17 protein-coding genes and 2 pseudogenes are annotated in these 15,885 nt (G+C 43.6%); 17 read left to right on the top strand and 2 right to left on the bottom strand.

All coding sequences use genetic code 11. The annotated features are described in order from the left end of the window. Positions 1-65: 65 nt before the first annotated feature. The 16 genes and pseudogenes from QUB77_RS14070 (at position 66) to QUB77_RS13995 (ending at position 13,403) form a co-directional block, all read left to right on the top strand. Complete coding sequence (locus QUB77_RS14070; RefSeq protein WP_333323082.1) at positions 66-3,191, top strand: efflux RND transporter permease subunit; 3,126 nt, start codon at positions 66-68, stop codon at positions 3,189-3,191. A 55-nt stretch (positions 3,192-3,246) separates the two neighbouring features. Further along, on the top strand, positions 3,247-3,723 hold the full coding sequence (locus tag QUB77_RS14065) for a DUF2808 domain-containing protein (protein ID WP_333323080.1): 477 nt from the start codon (positions 3,247-3,249) through the stop codon (positions 3,721-3,723). Positions 3,724-3,824: 101 nt separating this feature from the next. Continuing rightward, positions 3,825-4,319: a hypothetical protein gene (locus QUB77_RS14060; RefSeq protein ID WP_333323078.1), complete on the top strand. Its 495-nt coding sequence runs from the start codon at positions 3,825-3,827 to the stop codon at positions 4,317-4,319. A gap of 51 nt (positions 4,320-4,370) precedes the next feature. Continuing rightward, a complete protein-coding gene (locus QUB77_RS14055) occupies positions 4,371-5,297 on the top strand; it encodes a cation diffusion facilitator family transporter (protein ID WP_333323075.1) in 927 nt (308 codons plus the stop codon). A 246-nt stretch (positions 5,298-5,543) separates the two neighbouring features. Then, on the top strand, positions 5,544-6,011 hold the full coding sequence (locus QUB77_RS14050; RefSeq protein ID WP_333323074.1) for a hypothetical protein: 468 nt from the start codon (positions 5,544-5,546) through the stop codon (positions 6,009-6,011). Next, positions 6,001-6,231, top strand: a complete 231-nt coding sequence (locus tag QUB77_RS14045) for a hypothetical protein (RefSeq protein WP_333323072.1) — start codon at positions 6,001-6,003, stop codon at positions 6,229-6,231. Before QUB77_RS14050 ends, QUB77_RS14045 begins: the two co-directional genes overlap by 11 nt. A 238-nt stretch (positions 6,232-6,469) precedes the next feature. Continuing rightward, positions 6,470-6,961 carry a hypothetical protein gene (locus QUB77_RS14040; RefSeq protein WP_333323070.1) on the top strand — a complete coding sequence of 164 codons (492 nt, stop codon included), beginning with the start codon at positions 6,470-6,472 and terminating at the stop codon, positions 6,959-6,961. A gap of 99 nt (positions 6,962-7,060) precedes the next feature. Further along, entirely contained in the window at positions 7,061-7,567 is a 507-nt protein-coding gene (locus tag QUB77_RS14035) for a hypothetical protein (RefSeq protein WP_333323069.1), read from the top strand. Beyond that, positions 7,542-7,958 (top strand): acyltransferase, encoded by a 417-nt coding sequence (locus tag QUB77_RS14030; RefSeq protein ID WP_333323067.1) that lies wholly within the window; start codon positions 7,542-7,544, stop codon positions 7,956-7,958. Before QUB77_RS14035 ends, QUB77_RS14030 begins: the two co-directional genes overlap by 26 nt. Then, on the top strand, positions 7,921-8,721 hold the full coding sequence (locus QUB77_RS14025) for an acyltransferase family protein (protein WP_333323251.1): 801 nt from the start codon (positions 7,921-7,923) through the stop codon (positions 8,719-8,721). The genes QUB77_RS14030 and QUB77_RS14025 overlap by 38 nt, the downstream gene beginning before the upstream one ends. Positions 8,722-8,737: 16 nt before the next feature. After that, positions 8,738-8,869, top strand: a pseudogene (locus QUB77_RS31740) (peptidoglycan-binding domain-containing protein); the annotation flags it as partial. A gap of 291 nt (positions 8,870-9,160) precedes the next feature. Next, on the top strand, positions 9,161-9,637 hold the full coding sequence (locus QUB77_RS14015) for a DUF2808 domain-containing protein (RefSeq protein ID WP_333323063.1): 477 nt from the start codon (positions 9,161-9,163) through the stop codon (positions 9,635-9,637). A 96-nt stretch (positions 9,638-9,733) separates the two neighbouring features. Further along, positions 9,734-9,997 carry a hypothetical protein gene (locus QUB77_RS14010; protein ID WP_333323061.1) on the top strand — a complete coding sequence of 88 codons (264 nt, stop codon included), beginning with the start codon at positions 9,734-9,736 and terminating at the stop codon, positions 9,995-9,997. A 392-nt stretch (positions 9,998-10,389) separates the two neighbouring features. Continuing rightward, positions 10,390-11,026, top strand: a pseudogene (rppA, locus tag QUB77_RS14005) (two-component system response regulator RppA). 204 nt (positions 11,027-11,230) lie between these two features. Then, positions 11,231-12,601, top strand: a complete 1,371-nt coding sequence (gene rppB / locus QUB77_RS14000) for a two-component system sensor histidine kinase RppB (RefSeq protein WP_333323059.1) — start codon at positions 11,231-11,233, stop codon at positions 12,599-12,601. 580 nt (positions 12,602-13,181) lie between these two features. After that, positions 13,182-13,403 carry a hypothetical protein gene (locus QUB77_RS13995; RefSeq protein ID WP_333323057.1) on the top strand — a complete coding sequence of 74 codons (222 nt, stop codon included), beginning with the start codon at positions 13,182-13,184 and terminating at the stop codon, positions 13,401-13,403. 20 nt (positions 13,404-13,423) lie between these two features. Here the strand turns inward: QUB77_RS13995 and QUB77_RS13990 are convergent, their stop codons facing one another. Further along, on the bottom strand, positions 13,424-13,609 hold the full coding sequence (locus QUB77_RS13990) for a hypothetical protein (protein ID WP_333323055.1): 186 nt from the start codon (positions 13,607-13,609) through the stop codon (positions 13,424-13,426). Between the two features lie 24 nt (positions 13,610-13,633). Next, a complete protein-coding gene (locus QUB77_RS13985) occupies positions 13,634-13,789 on the bottom strand; it encodes a hypothetical protein (RefSeq protein WP_333323053.1) in 156 nt (51 codons plus the stop codon). Between the two features lie 478 nt (positions 13,790-14,267). Between QUB77_RS13985 and QUB77_RS13980 the strand changes: the two genes are divergently transcribed. Further along, positions 14,268-15,869 carry a reverse transcriptase domain-containing protein gene (locus tag QUB77_RS13980; protein ID WP_333323051.1) on the top strand — a complete coding sequence of 534 codons (1,602 nt, stop codon included), beginning with the start codon at positions 14,268-14,270 and terminating at the stop codon, positions 15,867-15,869. Positions 15,870-15,885: the final 16 nt, after the last annotated feature.

The following is a 15,885-nucleotide window of genomic DNA, read 5'->3' as shown; positions in this document are numbered from 1 at the left end:
ACGGATACACGGATAGCTGTTTTTATCAATGCCCAATTCCCAATGCCCAATTCCAAAATTATTAAATGTTCAGCACAATTCTTAGATGGGTAATAAACCGCCGGTGGCTAGTCGTTGTCGCCACCATTATTGTTAGTCTTTGGACATTTTCTATCATTCCCCAAATGTCGCTGGATGTCTTTCCGCCTTTCGCACCCCCACAGGTAGAGATACAGACGGAAGCGCCGGGGCTCGCGCCGGAAGAAATCGAATCTTTGGTAACACTACCGATCGAAAGTGCGATTAACGGAACTCCTGGAGTAACAGCAGTGCGATCGTCTTCCGCTGTGGGCCTTTCTGCAGTTAAGGTAATTTTTGATTGGCAAACTGACATTTATCAAGCGCGCCAGTTGATAACAGAAAGGTTACAGCTAGCGCAAAGCAAACTCCCGGCTGGGGTAGAAACACCGCAAATCTCTCCGACAACTTCTCCAGTCGGTTTGGTGATTACCTATGCTTTTACCTCAGAAACTACTCCTTTAATGGAAGTGCGCCGTCTGGTTGACTGGCAAGTCACAAACCGCCTTTTAGGCGTGACTGGCGTTGCTCAAGTCGTTGCTTACGGCGGCGAAGAAAGGCAGTATCAAGTATTAGTAGAACCTGCAAAGTTAAAAGCTTTTAATGTGTCGTTGCAGCAAGTTGCCGAAGCGACAGCGGCTGCGAATGTTAACGCGCCGGGGGGGTATTTAATTACGCCGGATCGAGAAACTTTAATCCGGGGGGTGGGGCGGATTGAGTCTGTGGAAGATTTGCAGCAATCTGCGATCGCATCTCGGCAAGGAACAGTCGTCAGAATTGGTGATGTCGCTGATGTCAAGGTTGGTGCTGCTATCAAGCGGGGCGACGGCAGCTTTAACGGCAAAAAAGCTGTGATTGTGATGGTAAACAGACAGCCAGTTGCTGATACTCCGACAGTAACGAAAGCGGTTGAGGCAGCAATGGCTGAGGTGCAGGAAGCTCTGCCAAAAGATATTAAAGTTACTGTGACTTTTCGACAGGAAGAATATATTAATTCCTCGGTGGAGAATGTGCGATCGGCTTTAGTTGAAGGCAGCATCATCGTCACCCTTATTCTTATCCCGTTTTTGATGAATTGGCGCACTCTGGCGGTAGTTTTGCTGGATTTCTTTCTGACTTGGCTGTTGGCGCTGCTGGCGATGTATTGGCTGGGGCTGGGATTAAATACGATGACTTTGGGGGGTTTGTCCGTGGCGATCGGCACTGCAATCGACGATGCGATCGTTTATGCCGAAAATACCTACCGCAATTTGAGAGAAAATAAGGCTTCTCTTCATCCTCGCCCGGTGATGGATGTGATTTTTGATGGCAGTCAGGAGGTGCGCGATTCGTTAATTGGAGCGACTGTTATTGGGATTGTTGTGTTTTCTCCTATTTTTACTTTGCCCGGTGTAGAAGGTCGGATTTTTACGCCGATGGGGATTACTTATTTAGTTGTTGTTGTGATTTCTAGTTTGGAATCGCTGTTAATATCTCCGGCCCTTTGCGCTATCTTGTTGCCTACCAAACGCATGAGTTCCGAGGAACCTTGGCTGCCGAGATTTTGCAAGAAAACATATCAGTTTTTTGTAGAATTGTCAATGCGCTACTCGTGGATTATTTTAGCTTTAGCTGCTGCTAGCATGGTGGCTGCATTAATTATTTTACCTTCGTTTGGACGGGTGTTTTTGCCGGAGTTTCAGGAGCAAACTTTGGTAAATACTATTCAGCTTTATCCGGGGGTGTCTTTGGAGACAACAGATAGCGCAGCTTTTGCTATTGAAGATGCACTTAAGAATGATAGCAGGTTTGAATACGTGCAAGTGCGATCGGGTAGGGCTCCGGGAGATGCGGATGCTGCGGGAGTCAATTTAGCTCACATCGATATCGGTTTGAGCGAGGAGGGCATGAAAAATAGACCGAAAACTTTGGAGGCGCTGCGGCAGGAATTTGCTAAATTGCCGGGAGTTGCACCAAATATCGGTGGTTTTATTTCTCACAGAATGGATGAGGTTTTATCTGGTGTCAGAAGTCAGATTGCTGTCAAAATCTTTGGGCCGGATTTGGATCAGCTTCGCAGCCTCGGTACAAAAGTTGAAGAGCAGATGAAAACTGTTGAAGGGATTGTAGACTTGCAACTCGAACCGCAGGTGCCAGTGCAGCAGATTCAAATTAAGTTTAACCGCCAAGCTGCGGGTAGATACGGTTTGAAAATCGGAGAGCTTTCTGAAATAATTGAGACAGCTTTAAACGGCAAAGTTGTTTCTCAAGTTTTAGAAGTTCAGCAAACTTTTGACTTAGTTGTTTGGTTGCAGCCTGAAGCCCGAAATAACTTAGAAACTATTCAGAATTTGTTGGTTGATACTCCAAGCGGTAACAAGATTCCCCTCGCCCAAGTTGCGACTGTTAAATACGGTACGGGGCCCAATACGATTAACCGCGAGAATGTTTCTCGGTTGATTGTAGCAGCGGCTAATGCTAAAGGTAGGGATTTGCGAGCAGTTGTGAATGAAATTCAAGCTAAAGTCAAACGAGAGGTAGAGTTGCCTTTTGGCTATTTTATCCAGTACGGCGGTCAATTTGAAGCAGAACAAAGAGCTTCGCAAAATATTATGATATTTAGTGCGATCGCCTTTTTGGTAATTACAGTATTGATGTACTTGTCCGTCAAGTCTATAGCTTCAACTGCTATGATTATGATTAATTTGCCGATCGGATTAGTGGGAGGAGTAATTGCGGTAGCTTTGACGGGCGGCATCATCTCTGTAGCTTCTTTAGTTGGCTTTGTTACATTATTCGGCGTTGCCACCCGCAACGGTTTGCTTTTAGTAGACAACTACAACACTAAATTGGCTGAGGGAATGCCTTTTAAGGAAGCAATTATTAAAGGCTCGATGGAACGGCTCAATGCTATTTTGATGACGGCTTCAACTTCAGCTTTAGGTTTAGCACCTTTAGTCTTAGAAGGCGGCGCGGGAAAAGAAATCCTGCAACCTTTGTCAGTAGTAGTTTTAGGAGGATTGTTTACTTCTACAGCCTTAACGCTGCTGGTGTTACCCGCGTTGTACGCCAAGTTTGGAAAATTCTTAGTGCCTAAACAAACACCGCCCGTTTCGGATAACGGGAAGGTAGTTCAAGCCGTTTTTGAAAAGTAATTTTCACGGTATATTGCTCAAAATTTCTCGTTTGTTTATGTCCAAAAGAATCAAGATGAAAAAAATACTAATTAATTCGGTTGCATTGACTTTGGCTAGTACAGTTTTAATGGCTTCTAGCTATGCAACTTTCGAGACAGATGAGAGTAAGATTTCCAATGTTGACGGAGACGTGTACTCTTCCCCGACTCGCTGGCAGCTTGTCAAACAAACTTTCGTATTACACTTTCCTGAAAACAGCAACCCCGTTACCCAGATAATTATTGCCACTCCACCCACTGTCGCTGTGAGTAATGATATTGAGGTGCTGGAACACAAAGGTAAAAAAATTAGCATCAATGTTTCTGTCAATGGCAGAAACATTATATTAGACTTCCTGAAACCCGTCGCTCCTGGCAGCAGGATTGATATTAATCTCAACAAAGTTAAACAACCCATTCTCGATTCTACTTCTATGTACCGATTTTCAGCTAAAGTCGTTGGTAGTGACACAGAGATTCCCATAGGTGTAGCTGAGTTTCGCACAGATTAATTAATCTAAAAATTGGAATTAATTCTTAGGGGAGTATGCAAGATAAAGACGAGATAAAATTTGTTAGAATTACTAATCATTGAATGCAAGGAATAAAGCACATGAATTTTTTAAAATCCGGCTTGATTGTTCTAGGAAGTGTGGGTCTGCTTTTCTTGGGAGCTTGTGGGAATAGCAACCAAGCCACCAATTCCGATGCTAGTTCTACTGGTGCACAGCCTGCCGAGTCCGCGTCGTCCGATGGAGCAGCAAAAAAAGAACCTTCTACCCATGCCGGCGCGTCTCACAAAGGCGCTCAAGTTGTCGAGTCAGATCCCTATCACTTAGAGTTTGTCTCTGAGAAAGAAGATAATGGAACTCGTTTAGATTTCCATCTTCTAAAAGAAGACAATAACGAAGAAATCTCTAATGCTAAAGTAACGGCTCAAATTCAGCTACCTGATGGTAGTCAAAAGACACTTCCGATTACCTATGGAGCTAAAGAAAAAAGCTACACGGCTTTGCTTCCTGGAAAGACAGCGGGTCAGTATCAGGTGAAAATTACTTCGGATATTGGCGGGAAAAAAGTAGAGGGTCGCTTTAGTTTTAATCAGTAAATTTTTCCTGTTGGGTAGGGCAAGAGAAACAAGCTTTAACGGTAGTGAATCATGTCTCACAATCACAGTCACGAAGGACAGGGACACGACCACGGAGGTGGTAATTACAACCGTGCCTTTGCCATCAGCATCGCACTCAACACAGGGTTTGTCATCATTGAGGCCGTTTATGGCATTCTTGCCAATTCCCTTGCTCTACTTGCCGATGCAGGTCACAATTTGAGTGATGTTTTAGGTCTGCTACTGGCTTGGGGAGCAACCATCCTGGCCCGTCGGCGACCTACAGCACGCCGCACCTATGGGCTGCGTCGTTCTTCCATTTTGGCGGCTCTGTTGAACGCTATTCTCCTGCTGGTAGCTTCAGGGGCGATCGCTTGGGAAGCTATTCAACGCTTTTCAGAACCCAGCTCAGTATCAGGCGGTACAATTATTGGGGTTGCAGCCGTAGGCATCGCCATTAATACAGGAAGTGCCTTAATGTTTATGGCCGATCGTCATAATGACTTGAACATCAGAGGCGCATTCCTCCACCTGATTGCTGATGCAGCGGTATCTTTGGGTGCGGTGCTGGCTGGCATCGCTATTGTGGCAACTGGCTGGCTTTGGTTTGACCCTGTTGTGAGCTTGATTATTGTTGTTGTTATTGTTTTAGGGACTTGGCAATTGTTCCAAGAATCCCTCAACTTAATAACAGATGCCGTACCAGCAAGCATTGAACCCCTTGCAGTCCGCACTTATTTAGCTGGACTCCCTGGCGTAGCTGGTGTTCACGACCTTCATATTTGGGCAATGAGTACAACTGAGACAGCCCTCACAGCTCACTTGGTAATGCCTACAGCTTATCCCGGCGATGCTTTTTTAGTGCAGGTAAATCGAGAGCTGCACGAGCTTTTTGGTATTGAACACACTACGCTCCAAGTAGAAACTGGCGATCCGAGTTATCCTTGTCCTCTTGCTCAAGAAAATGTTGTGTTGTGAGTATAAAAAATATCTTGATATACACTATTCTCGATACTGTCGCATCGCACCCTCGGCAGTAGCAACTTACCACAACATGAATGAATAGTTTCTTTTGAAAATCTGATTTCTGGATAAATGTGCTTGAACGGTCAAAAATTTCATCCTGATTTCATCTCAATATGTCAATTTAGATAATAACAGAGTCGTTTACTAAGGATTCTGAGGCTTGATTAACGAGATCGGTTGTCATACAGGAGTGAAATAATGAAAAGGCTAATCTGTTCGGCTGCTGTAGCTTTGGCTCTCACAGTTCCCATTGCTGCTGACTATGCCGATGCCAGCATAGGATCTAGTCCTCATATCGATGGAGCTGTACAATTTCCTGAAACTCGGGCAAGGATTGTTCGGCATACGATTAGGTTGCACATTCCTCAAGGCAGTAGCCCTCTTTCTCATCTGACTATTGATGTTCCAGAGGGGTTAATAGTCAACAACAATATCACGTTAACAGAGGATGTGAAAGGAAAAATTAATGCTGATTTTTCTATTGTAGACAACCAAATTGTAGTCAAAATTTCTCAACCACTTGCGTCAGAATCAAAGCTTAAACTTGTTTTGAACGATGTAAGAGTAAGAGGTATTTCTAACGCTTGGCTATACCGAATTTCTACTAAATTGGTTGGCATTAATGGAGAGATTCCAATTGGTGTAGCTCGAATTCGTGTCTATTGATAGGAAAATTTTTGTTGCAGACACACTATCATACTGTCAAGCTGCGGGTAGATACGGTTTGAAAATCGGAGAGCTTTCTGAAATAATTGAGACAGCTTTAAACGGCAGAGTTGTTTCTCAAGTTTTGGAGGTGCAGGGCTCGGCGGCAAAGACAACAGCGGCTGTGCCTGTTGTCAGGAGAACTGCCGTCAAAGCTGCGAGAGTGAATCGTTTTGTCTGAGTTGCTTTAATCATGAATTTTTACCTGGGAATCTAGGATCGAAAAGTTTCTTTGGGAAACTATAAATAGCATAAACCCTCCCGTGGGCTGTAGAGTCAAGGGGGGAAAGATTAAAAATTATAAAAATATTGAATTTCCGATGTCACGATCCGAATACCTGTATGAAAGTTTGAAAATTTCATCCTGGTTTCATTTTTGGGTGTGATATTCTAATCATTGTACCCAAAAAATAAATCGAATGAAAGCGCTAAAGTCAAGCTTAGTTATTCTAGGCAGTGTCGGATTGCTGTTTTTGGGGGCTTGCAGCAAAAGCGACCAAGGAACCGACCCAAACAGCAGCCCAACCTCCGCTCCTGTCGCTTCTCAACCTGCGTCTTCTGCCCCTGCGGCAGCGGATAAAACAGATCATCCTAAAGCATCTAAAGGGGGTCAAGTTGTTGAATCTGGAGCTTACCACTTAGAGTTTGCAGCTGAAAAAGAAGATACCGGAACTCACTTAGATTTTTATTTGCAAAAAGGTGATAATCACGAACCAATTCCTAACGCAAAAGTGACGGCTCAAGTGCAGTTGCCGAATGGAAAACAGCAAACGCTGGACTTCAAATACGATGCTGATGGCAAACATTACGCCGTTGTATTTCCAGTCAAAGATGCCGGACAATATCCAGTAAAGGTGACTGCGGATATTAACGGAGAAAAGGTGAACGGTCGTTTTACCTTCAATCAATAGATAGCTGATTTGCTCTGAACGCATAGGAATTTTGCTTCAAGAATTGATAAATTTTGGGGCAGTCATTGTTCATTACTAACAAACAAAGGACAAAAACAAATGAAATCTCTGAAGACAGGTTTAATCGTTGCAGGTACTGCGGGAATGATGTTAGTAGCAGTCTATGGGAATGCTACGCAGGTCACAAATGCTGCTAGCAGCCCCGCTGCTAGTCGAAATGCTTCTGGAACAAAACCGCCACTATCACTCAACCCGACTACACAAATAGCTGCAACTCCTGGTCATTCTAACTCATCAAAAGGGGGTCAAGTAGTAGAATCAGGCCCTTATCATTTAGAGTTGGTGGTCGAAAAAGAAGCCGATCGAACTCACCTGGATTTCTATTTGCAAAGAGGCGATAACCACCAGACAATACCTAATGCGAAGATAACCGGTCAAATTCAGATGCCCGATCGCACTCAAAAGCCTCTTACCTTTACTTATGACCAGAAAGACCAGCACTATACTGCTTTCCTGCCTGGAAAAGTTGCTGGTCAGTACCAGATGAAGATTACTGCTGACATTAACGGCCAAAAGGTAGATGGTCGATTTACGTTCAATCGTTAGGGATACGGCACTGCCAATAGTTGGCGAATTAAGACTGAAACCATTAACTATATCGTTTACAGCCGATTGTTCCCCTCTAAATACCCCTTGTTTTACAATGCTAAAAGCTTCTAACAGGTGCATCGAATTTGATTTAATCCGAGCTTTGGCTATCGTCAGTGTTGTGATTATTCATGCTGGTTTTTTGTCATTACCCGATCGCAGACTTCTATTTATTTCGATCGATACACTCCAGCTTTTCTGCGTACCAGCTTTTTTACTACTCAGCGGTTTTTTTCTTACCAACAAGCGTGAGAATCAAAATAACCCAACGCTGATATTAAAGAAAAGGCTATCGCGAATTATACCACCCTATCTTTTTTTGGTCGGTAGCCTTCTACATTTTAAATAATTTTGGCAACCTCAAACGATTTGATTTACTTGGATTAGTTAGAGATGTGCTGACAGGTTCTGTGCTGCCCCCCTATTATTTTATAGTTGTGATTGTTCAATGCTATTTGTGGTGGTGGATTCTCGTTAAATTAAGATTTTTAGAACCCCGAAAAGTTTTGGCTTTGGGTTTCACCATTCAAATAGTTTTTACCATAGTCTTTTACTTAGTTGCTCTCAAATACTTACCTTCCATACCTATACCGCTGATAGAGCGCTGGATTTTTAGTTGGATTTTGCCGTTTTCCACTGGTTTAGTTCTTGGCAGTTGTTATGACAACATTAAAGGATACCTTCAGCGCCAAAGAATGCTTATTTTAGCAGCAACTATCTTGTTCTATCTAGCAAGTATTGGGGAATTTTACCTACTCAGTGAAGTGAATTCGGATGCCTGGTTTGCCCGATCGTTTTTTAAACTATCTACTCAAGGATACGCAATTTTGTTCGTACTGTCGATATTGGCATTTTCTAAAAGCATCATACTTCCCAGTAAACTATCGAAATTAGTCAAAATATTCGCGGCTTACTCCTTTCCTATATACCTGCTAGATGTGATGGTAGTAAACTATGTTAATTTAGCATCTTATAAATTTATGTATTCTGCCGAGCCACTGCTCAAGCTCGGAGTTTTAGTAACCGTAGATTTGCTAGTTTGTTTTGGGATTATTTACCTGTTGCAAAAACTTTTACCCAAGAATTACAGTCAGTACATTCTCGGAATTTAATCGGTATTTCTGCAACATCCCTGGGGCAGGGGCGATCGCCGCTGATAAAGAGCTAACTCGCCAAATTCAAATTCGCCTCATCGATTTAGGTTTGCTAGACCCTCCAGCCGACGGCATTTTTGGCTCTGTCTCTCCTGTGGCGCTCAATGGAGAATGGTTTGCTAGCGGGTATAACAACCACGCCAATGGAGCCTATCTCTATTATTGCTACAACTTAATTCGTCGCATCGATATGGCAGATGGGAACTTCAGGGTATATTTCATTTCCAAGTAACAGAGTATAGCGCTTGTTTGCGATTAAAATTTACATTTCACTGATTCAGATTTCATCTTGATTTCATAATTAGCTGTCACTCTAGTTAATAAGAAGCTGACTCTTCACATATGAATGTTGAAGTAAGTTGGCGTACTGTACTTAATTCCCTAGAGAGTCAAAACTATGACAACACTCATTTACGGTGCTGTATTTGCTCTGTCAGTCGCAGTTTTAGTTCCTGCTGTCGATGCGAGCACCAGAACAGGCAGCGAGAATTTTCCTCACATTGATAGTTCAGTACAATTCCCGGAAACTAAGGCAAGAATTGTCAGGCACACTTTCCGGCTGCACCTTCCTCAAGGAAGTAGGGCTATTTCTCAATTAAAAATTAGCGTTCCTGCGGGGTTAACTGTCAGGGATGATATCAGTATCTCTGACGATTCAGGTCAAAAAATTGACACTAAGGTTTCTGTCAACAGCAATCAAGTTATACTAACCTTCTCCCAACCTCTTTCTCCCGAAAATACAATCAAGATTACCATGAATAAAGTAATAATTTCTGGAGTTTCTAACGCTTGGATGTACCAACTTACTGCTACATTAGTTGGCGACAATACAGACATTCTTCTCGGTATAGCACGGGTTCGCAGCTATCAATAAAAAAATCAGGTGTTACGGCAGATCTTTCATCCTGGTTTCATTCATACCTATCAAACTAAGAAATAAGCCAAACGTTAGTTTTCAAGGAGTGCAGTCGTGAAAAAGTTAGTTAGCGTTGGTGCAGTATTTGCCTTAATTCTTGCCTCTTCTATCTCCGCAGCAAAAGCAACAGGAATACCGGGAGATTCCCAATCTCCTCACATTGTCGGAGGCCGTTCCTATCCTGACTACCCAACTTGGAGAGCCTTCCACGATTTTGACGTTCACGTTCAGGAAAAAACTCTTTCGGCACTTGCAATTGATTTACCGGATGATGTGAAAATTCGTAGCAGAATTGACGTAACAAATCAATCTGGTTAAAAAATCGAGTCTCAAGTTTCTGTTAATAACCGTAAAGCGACAGTGGTTTTCTCCCAACCTGTTTCTCTTGACACCATCATATCAATTGATATGCGGCGCATTCACACTCCAGGTAACAGTCACAATTCGAGGTACGCAATCGCTAGTAAAATGGTGCGAATAAACGCAGATATACCACTCGGTACAGTTTTAATTCAAACCTACTAAATGTAGTTGGCATTTGGTGATTTTAAATTGCAACTAACTTGAATAAATTAGAGAAAGTTGCAATTTAAAATCTGCTATTTGTCATTCAAAGGCGAAAATTAGGAGGACTCTAGGTGCTGGTATCTGTTTGCTAGTCAAGTTTTAAAGGGATTTACTGCTATAAATTAGAGCTATGAGAATTTGTTTTGCTAGTTGAAGATGAGCCAGATTTAGGAAAAGCGATCAGTCGCACTTTGAAGCAAAAACACTATATCGTTGACTGGACCCAGGATAGCTGTGAAGCTTGGGAATACTTAGAAAATCGTTGGACTCAATATAACTTGGCTATTTTTGACTGGTTGCTTCCAGGATTGTCAGGGTGGGAGCTGCTGCGACAGCAAAAGACCGAATGGAAGATAAAGTTGCTAGACTCGATGGGGGGCTGATGATTATTTAGTAAAGCCGTTCAAGATGACGGAAGTGTTAGCAAGATTGCGGGCTTTGCAAAGGCGATCGCCCCAAATTCAACCGCAACAGCTACAGGTAGGAAATCTGGTTGTGGACTGTGGAAATCGAACTGTCTGCCATCTCGATCGCAGCGGCAACAGCCAGATAATTTCTCAAACAAACAAAAAGTTTCAACTGATAGAATACTTTATGAAACATCCGAACCAAATTGTCAACACTGACCAAATTCGGAATCAGCTATGGGAGGTTAGTGCAGATACCTTTAGCAATGTCGTAGCAGCTCAAGTGCACTTGCTGCGGCGCAAACTTGAGTCGGTTGGCGGCGCGAATTTAATTGAAACTGTACAGGGCGTAGGATACCGGATGAGAAATTAAAGTAGGGTGGGCATTGTTCAGAACGCCTTTTATTTACCAACAGTCCTAGAGGCAGCTATTGTGTCTGTCATGAGTCAAAGGCAACGCAGTGTAGTGAAGCATTTGTGAGATTCTTCGGTACACTTAGAATGACAGAATTACGTTGAAATAAGTAAGGTCTGACCAATTATCAATTAACATTTATCAATTACCAAGTTATGAAAAATGAATCAAAATAAACTATTTAACCGGACTCGCTGGAAATTAGCCATTTCCTATGCAGCAGTAATGGGTTTGATTTTAAGCTTGTTGGGATTTGGCGTATATAGGGCGATCGCCCACGCTTACTGGGTAGCCCTAGACCGCGAATTAGAATCGGTAGCGGGGACGCTACACGACAGCCTAGACCTCGAATTCCAGCAGCCCGGACGCTTGGAGCCAATAGTAAACGAACTTTTGCCCAACCTCCGCGTAATTGGAGTTAACGACATTAAAAAACAGTTGCCGCGCCACCACCATATTTTTAGCGGTATCAACCAAGGCTATTACTATATTCGTTTATTTGATTATTCGGGGAAATTGATTGCTATAGCAGGCGCTTATCCAGCAGAATTACCACCAGTATTTAACTCCCAACACTGCCAAACAATAACTGACACCAAAGGCAACGTTTATCACCAAATTTCTGTAGAACTGCACACTAAAAGCCAGCAAGATTGGGGATATTTTCAAGTGGGGCGGAGCCTGCAAGACTTTAATGATTATCTCAGTACAGTGAAATGGGTTTTGAAATTAGGATTGCCTACAGCATTGATTTTGGTCGGTTTTTCTAGTTGGTTATTGGCAGGATTGGCAATGAAACCGATTTATGCTTCTTACCGCCGAATTCAACAGTTTACAGCGGATGCCGCTCACGAATTGCGGACGCCTTTAGCTGCTTCGCAGGCGACAGTAGAATCAGCGCTGTTGACGTCTCAATTGGATGAAAAAGAGGCGCGGGAAACTTTGCGGACGATCGATCGCCAAAACCGACGACTGACTCAGTTAGTTGCTGATTTGCTGCTGCTGGCTCGCATGGATAATCAACCGATAGCCTATCGCTCTCAATTGTGTTGTTTGAATGACCTGGTTAGCGATTTAGTCGAGGAATTGGCAGCAATGGCGATCGCAAGAGAGGTAGCGCTAACATCGGAATTGCGGGTGCATCAGCCATTGACTATTATCGGTGATTCTAACCAGCTTTACCGCTTAGTTTCTAATTTAATTGTCAATGCAATTCAATACACTTCACCTGGTGGCAAAGTAAATGTTATTTTAGAGAAAAGTGACCATTTAGTTGTGATTCATGTTCAAGATACAGGGTGTGGGATTGCAGCAGAAGATCAAAGGCAAATTTTTGACCGTTTCTATCGAGTTAACAGTTCACGCGATCGCATTACTGGCGGCTCGGGATTAGGATTGGCGATAGCGCAAGCTATAGCCTTAGCACATGGCGGTAGCCTGACTGTGCAGAGCAAATTGGGTACGGGTAGCATTTTCACACTGCGATTTCGAGAAAGAAATGCGGCGTTGATGAATGATGCCATGAATCATTGAGTAATCGGCACATCCTAGAACTTGGGCGTTGGGCGTTGCACATTTATTGTATGAGGGACAAATATACTTAACTAACTAGGACTTGCTGAATAAGTGGTTGAAGTAAACACTGTATGGATTTTCGGACGAAGAAAGGTAGTAATGGTGCAAGAAAAACAGGTGAAATAGATCAAAACCCGTGCATTACCATCTGCGAGCATATACAGAAAATCTGAACTTGCTCCTCTCCCACCCTTGGACTTTGAGCTAGCCAACAGATACAAAGGGGTTTTTCAAACTCGACCACACATGATTTTTTCGGGTCTATAGCTTGTACAATTATCTTTGATAAGTCGCTTTTTCAATCCTAGGTTTTTTAGCAGGGTTTTATTCCCCTTTTTTTTCCATTATTACTCCCTTTACTCGACCCTAAAAACTGTTGGTAAGACGATTATATTATACAGGTCTGAAAAGCATTATTCCCAGCAATATTAGCCCTCCTATTTTGTTCAATATTTTAATTAAAGCTGATGCTAAAACTCAACATTTGCATCTGACTGCTTACAACTTAGAATAAGGTGAGGAATTAGAACAGTTGAAGGTGCTGTGGAAAGAGTACGGCGCACGGGGCTACGTCATTCCCAAAGACTTGGTAAACGAGCGGTGGCAGTTGAAAGGATTGTTGGAGTCAAAGGGCGATCGGACTTATCAGTTTACCGACTTGGGTAAAATCCCAGTGGGTGCACTTCCCAAGCCGCGCTGTTCAACAAAGTCCAAGAACCGCTGCTGGTGTCGGAGCTGGCTTCATTGGAAGGCTCTGTAGAATTTGCCGAAGCTGCGGGTTTATCCTGCTTGGATGAACGGCGGGCTGATTTGCTGATTTATCGAGCACAGCTTCGTCGGATTTTGGTGAATTCGCTCTATTTCCTTCAGGTTAAAGCGGACGGCCACTGCTTCTATAAAATTGGGGTGACAACTTGAACGATTGAGGAACGAATCGCCGAAGTGCAGCGGGATGTGAGAGCGCATTACTCGGATGTTGCCGTCAACTTACTAAAATTGTGGGAACACCGGGGGAATGTGGAGCTGTACTTCAAACATCGCTACAAAGCTTTTAATTACCGCATTGGCACGTTGACAGAGTATTTCGGTGCGATTCGTTGAAACGTGAATCACGGTAATCAGTCCGTACATAGCGTTTCCAGCCACAAGGCTGAACTCTCGGTCTGATAAGGGTGCAAGCCCCTTCTACCAGACTCAGGTATGACTCCCTATCTGCCCACACCGACCAAGCTCGATTCTTGGAGAGTGAAGCTGGGAACAGGACGCAATCAGACATCCAATGTGGGGTGACACTGGCGTTAATGGGGAGTTCCGATGGTGAAAAGAGAGCCTAGAAAAGTAACTTACTCCGGAGCGGGACACAGACCAACCACCCGACTCCACTGGAAATTATTCCCGCCGAATATCGAAATAATATCGGCAAGAGTCCAGGGAATCCAGTAGTTAAAATGGCTCCACCTAAAGGAACAATCAATCTAACCGAGGGAACGAAGAAAAACGAGCTGAGGGTCAAGGGGAAGTCGAACTCCAAGTAGGCTAGACGAGCAGCGGAACTCCCTTAGTTCGGGTAGGACAGACCGTAATTGGTCGCTCGGTGTTCAGAAAACATAAGTTAGAGCAGAGCATGATTAGACACAACAGAAATGTTAGTGAATCTTGGAAGACGTTACCGTGGAAGAAATTCCGCCGTAATTTATTTCGCCTACAAAAACGAGTGTTCAAAGCGATTCAGGTTGGAGACAAGCAAAAAGCGAAGTCCCTTCAAAAGCTAATTCTGAAATCTCGGGCTGCAAGAATGCTGGCGATACGTCAAGTAACTCAACTAAACGCTGGCAAAAAGACTGCGGGAATCGATGGGAAAGCCTCACTCACATTTGAAGAAAGGCTTGTTCTGAGTGAAGAACTCAGAAACAAAAGTAACAACTGGAAACACCAGAAGTTACGTTCAATACCAATCCCTAAAAAGGATGGGAGTACCCGCCTCCTTAAGATACCGACTATCGCCGACAGAGCGTGGCAATGCCTCGCAAAATACGCGCTAGAGCCAGCCCACGAAGCAACTTTCCACGCTAGGAGTTATGGATTTAGAACAGGAAGGTCGGCGCATGACGCGCAAAAAATCCTATTTAATAATCTACGCTCTTGTTGCAACGGAATAGAAAAACGGGTTATCGAGCTCGATATCGAAAAATGCTTCGACAGGATAAGCCACACCAGCATAATGGAACGACTCATTGCCCCAAGAGGCATCAAGACCGGAATATTCCGCTGTCTAAAATCAGGAGTCAATCCAGAATTTCCCGAACAAGGAACCCCACAAGGGGGCGTGGTGAGTCCCTTACTCGCCAATATTGCTCTCGATGGGATTGAGGAAATACATCAATCAGTCCGTTACGCGGATGACATGATAATAATTCTGAAACCTAAAGACGATGCGAAGACAATACTTGATAAAGTCAGCGAATTTCTGGCAGAACGAGGCATGAAGGTTAGTGAAAAGAAAACCAAGCTAACAGCTACGACAGATGGGTTTGACTTCCTCGGTTGGCATTTCAAAGTGCAAAACAACGGGAAATTTAGATGCGTTCCATCAGCGGACAATTTTAAAGCGTTCCGTCAGAAGGTAAAACACATCGTTAACAACTCGAATTATGGTGCTACGGACAAGGCTGAGAAATTAGCCCCTGTGGTTAGAGGCTGGAGAAATTACCACCGCTACTGTAAGTTAGATGGGTCACGGTTTTCGCTGTGGTTCCTCAACAATAGAGCCTTCAAGGTATTTAACAAGGAATCAAAACAGAACCGCTATACTGTCGAGAAATTGATAGAAAAAGCGTTCCCGGCGGTTCCTCACTCCGAAAACAAATTTGTCAATGTCAAAGGGGAGAAATCACCCTACGACGGAGATATAGCCTACTGGAGTGAGCGTAACAGCAAGCTCTATAACGGCAAAACCTCTAAAGCTTTAAAACGGCAAAACCATAAATGTGGGAAATGTGGTCTAAAAATGCTAGGCGATGAAAAGGTGCATCTACATCATGTAGACAGAAACCATAGTAATTGGAAAATAAACAACCTTCTAGCGGTTCACGAAAGCTGCCACGATTACATCCACATGAGCAAAGGCGCAAGTCAAGAACATCGGGAGCTGGGTGCGGTGAAAGTCGCACGCCCAGATCGTGCGGTTCGTTTCTATGAAACTAGCCTGTATGGGTTAGGGGATTAGAGCCTTTACGCCGCCT

Source organism: Microcoleus sp. AT9b-C3 (assembly GCF_036705485.1).
Lineage (GTDB): Bacteria > Cyanobacteriota > Cyanobacteriia > Cyanobacteriales > Microcoleaceae > Microcoleus.
This window is presented reverse-complemented; position numbering and strand designations above follow the sequence as displayed.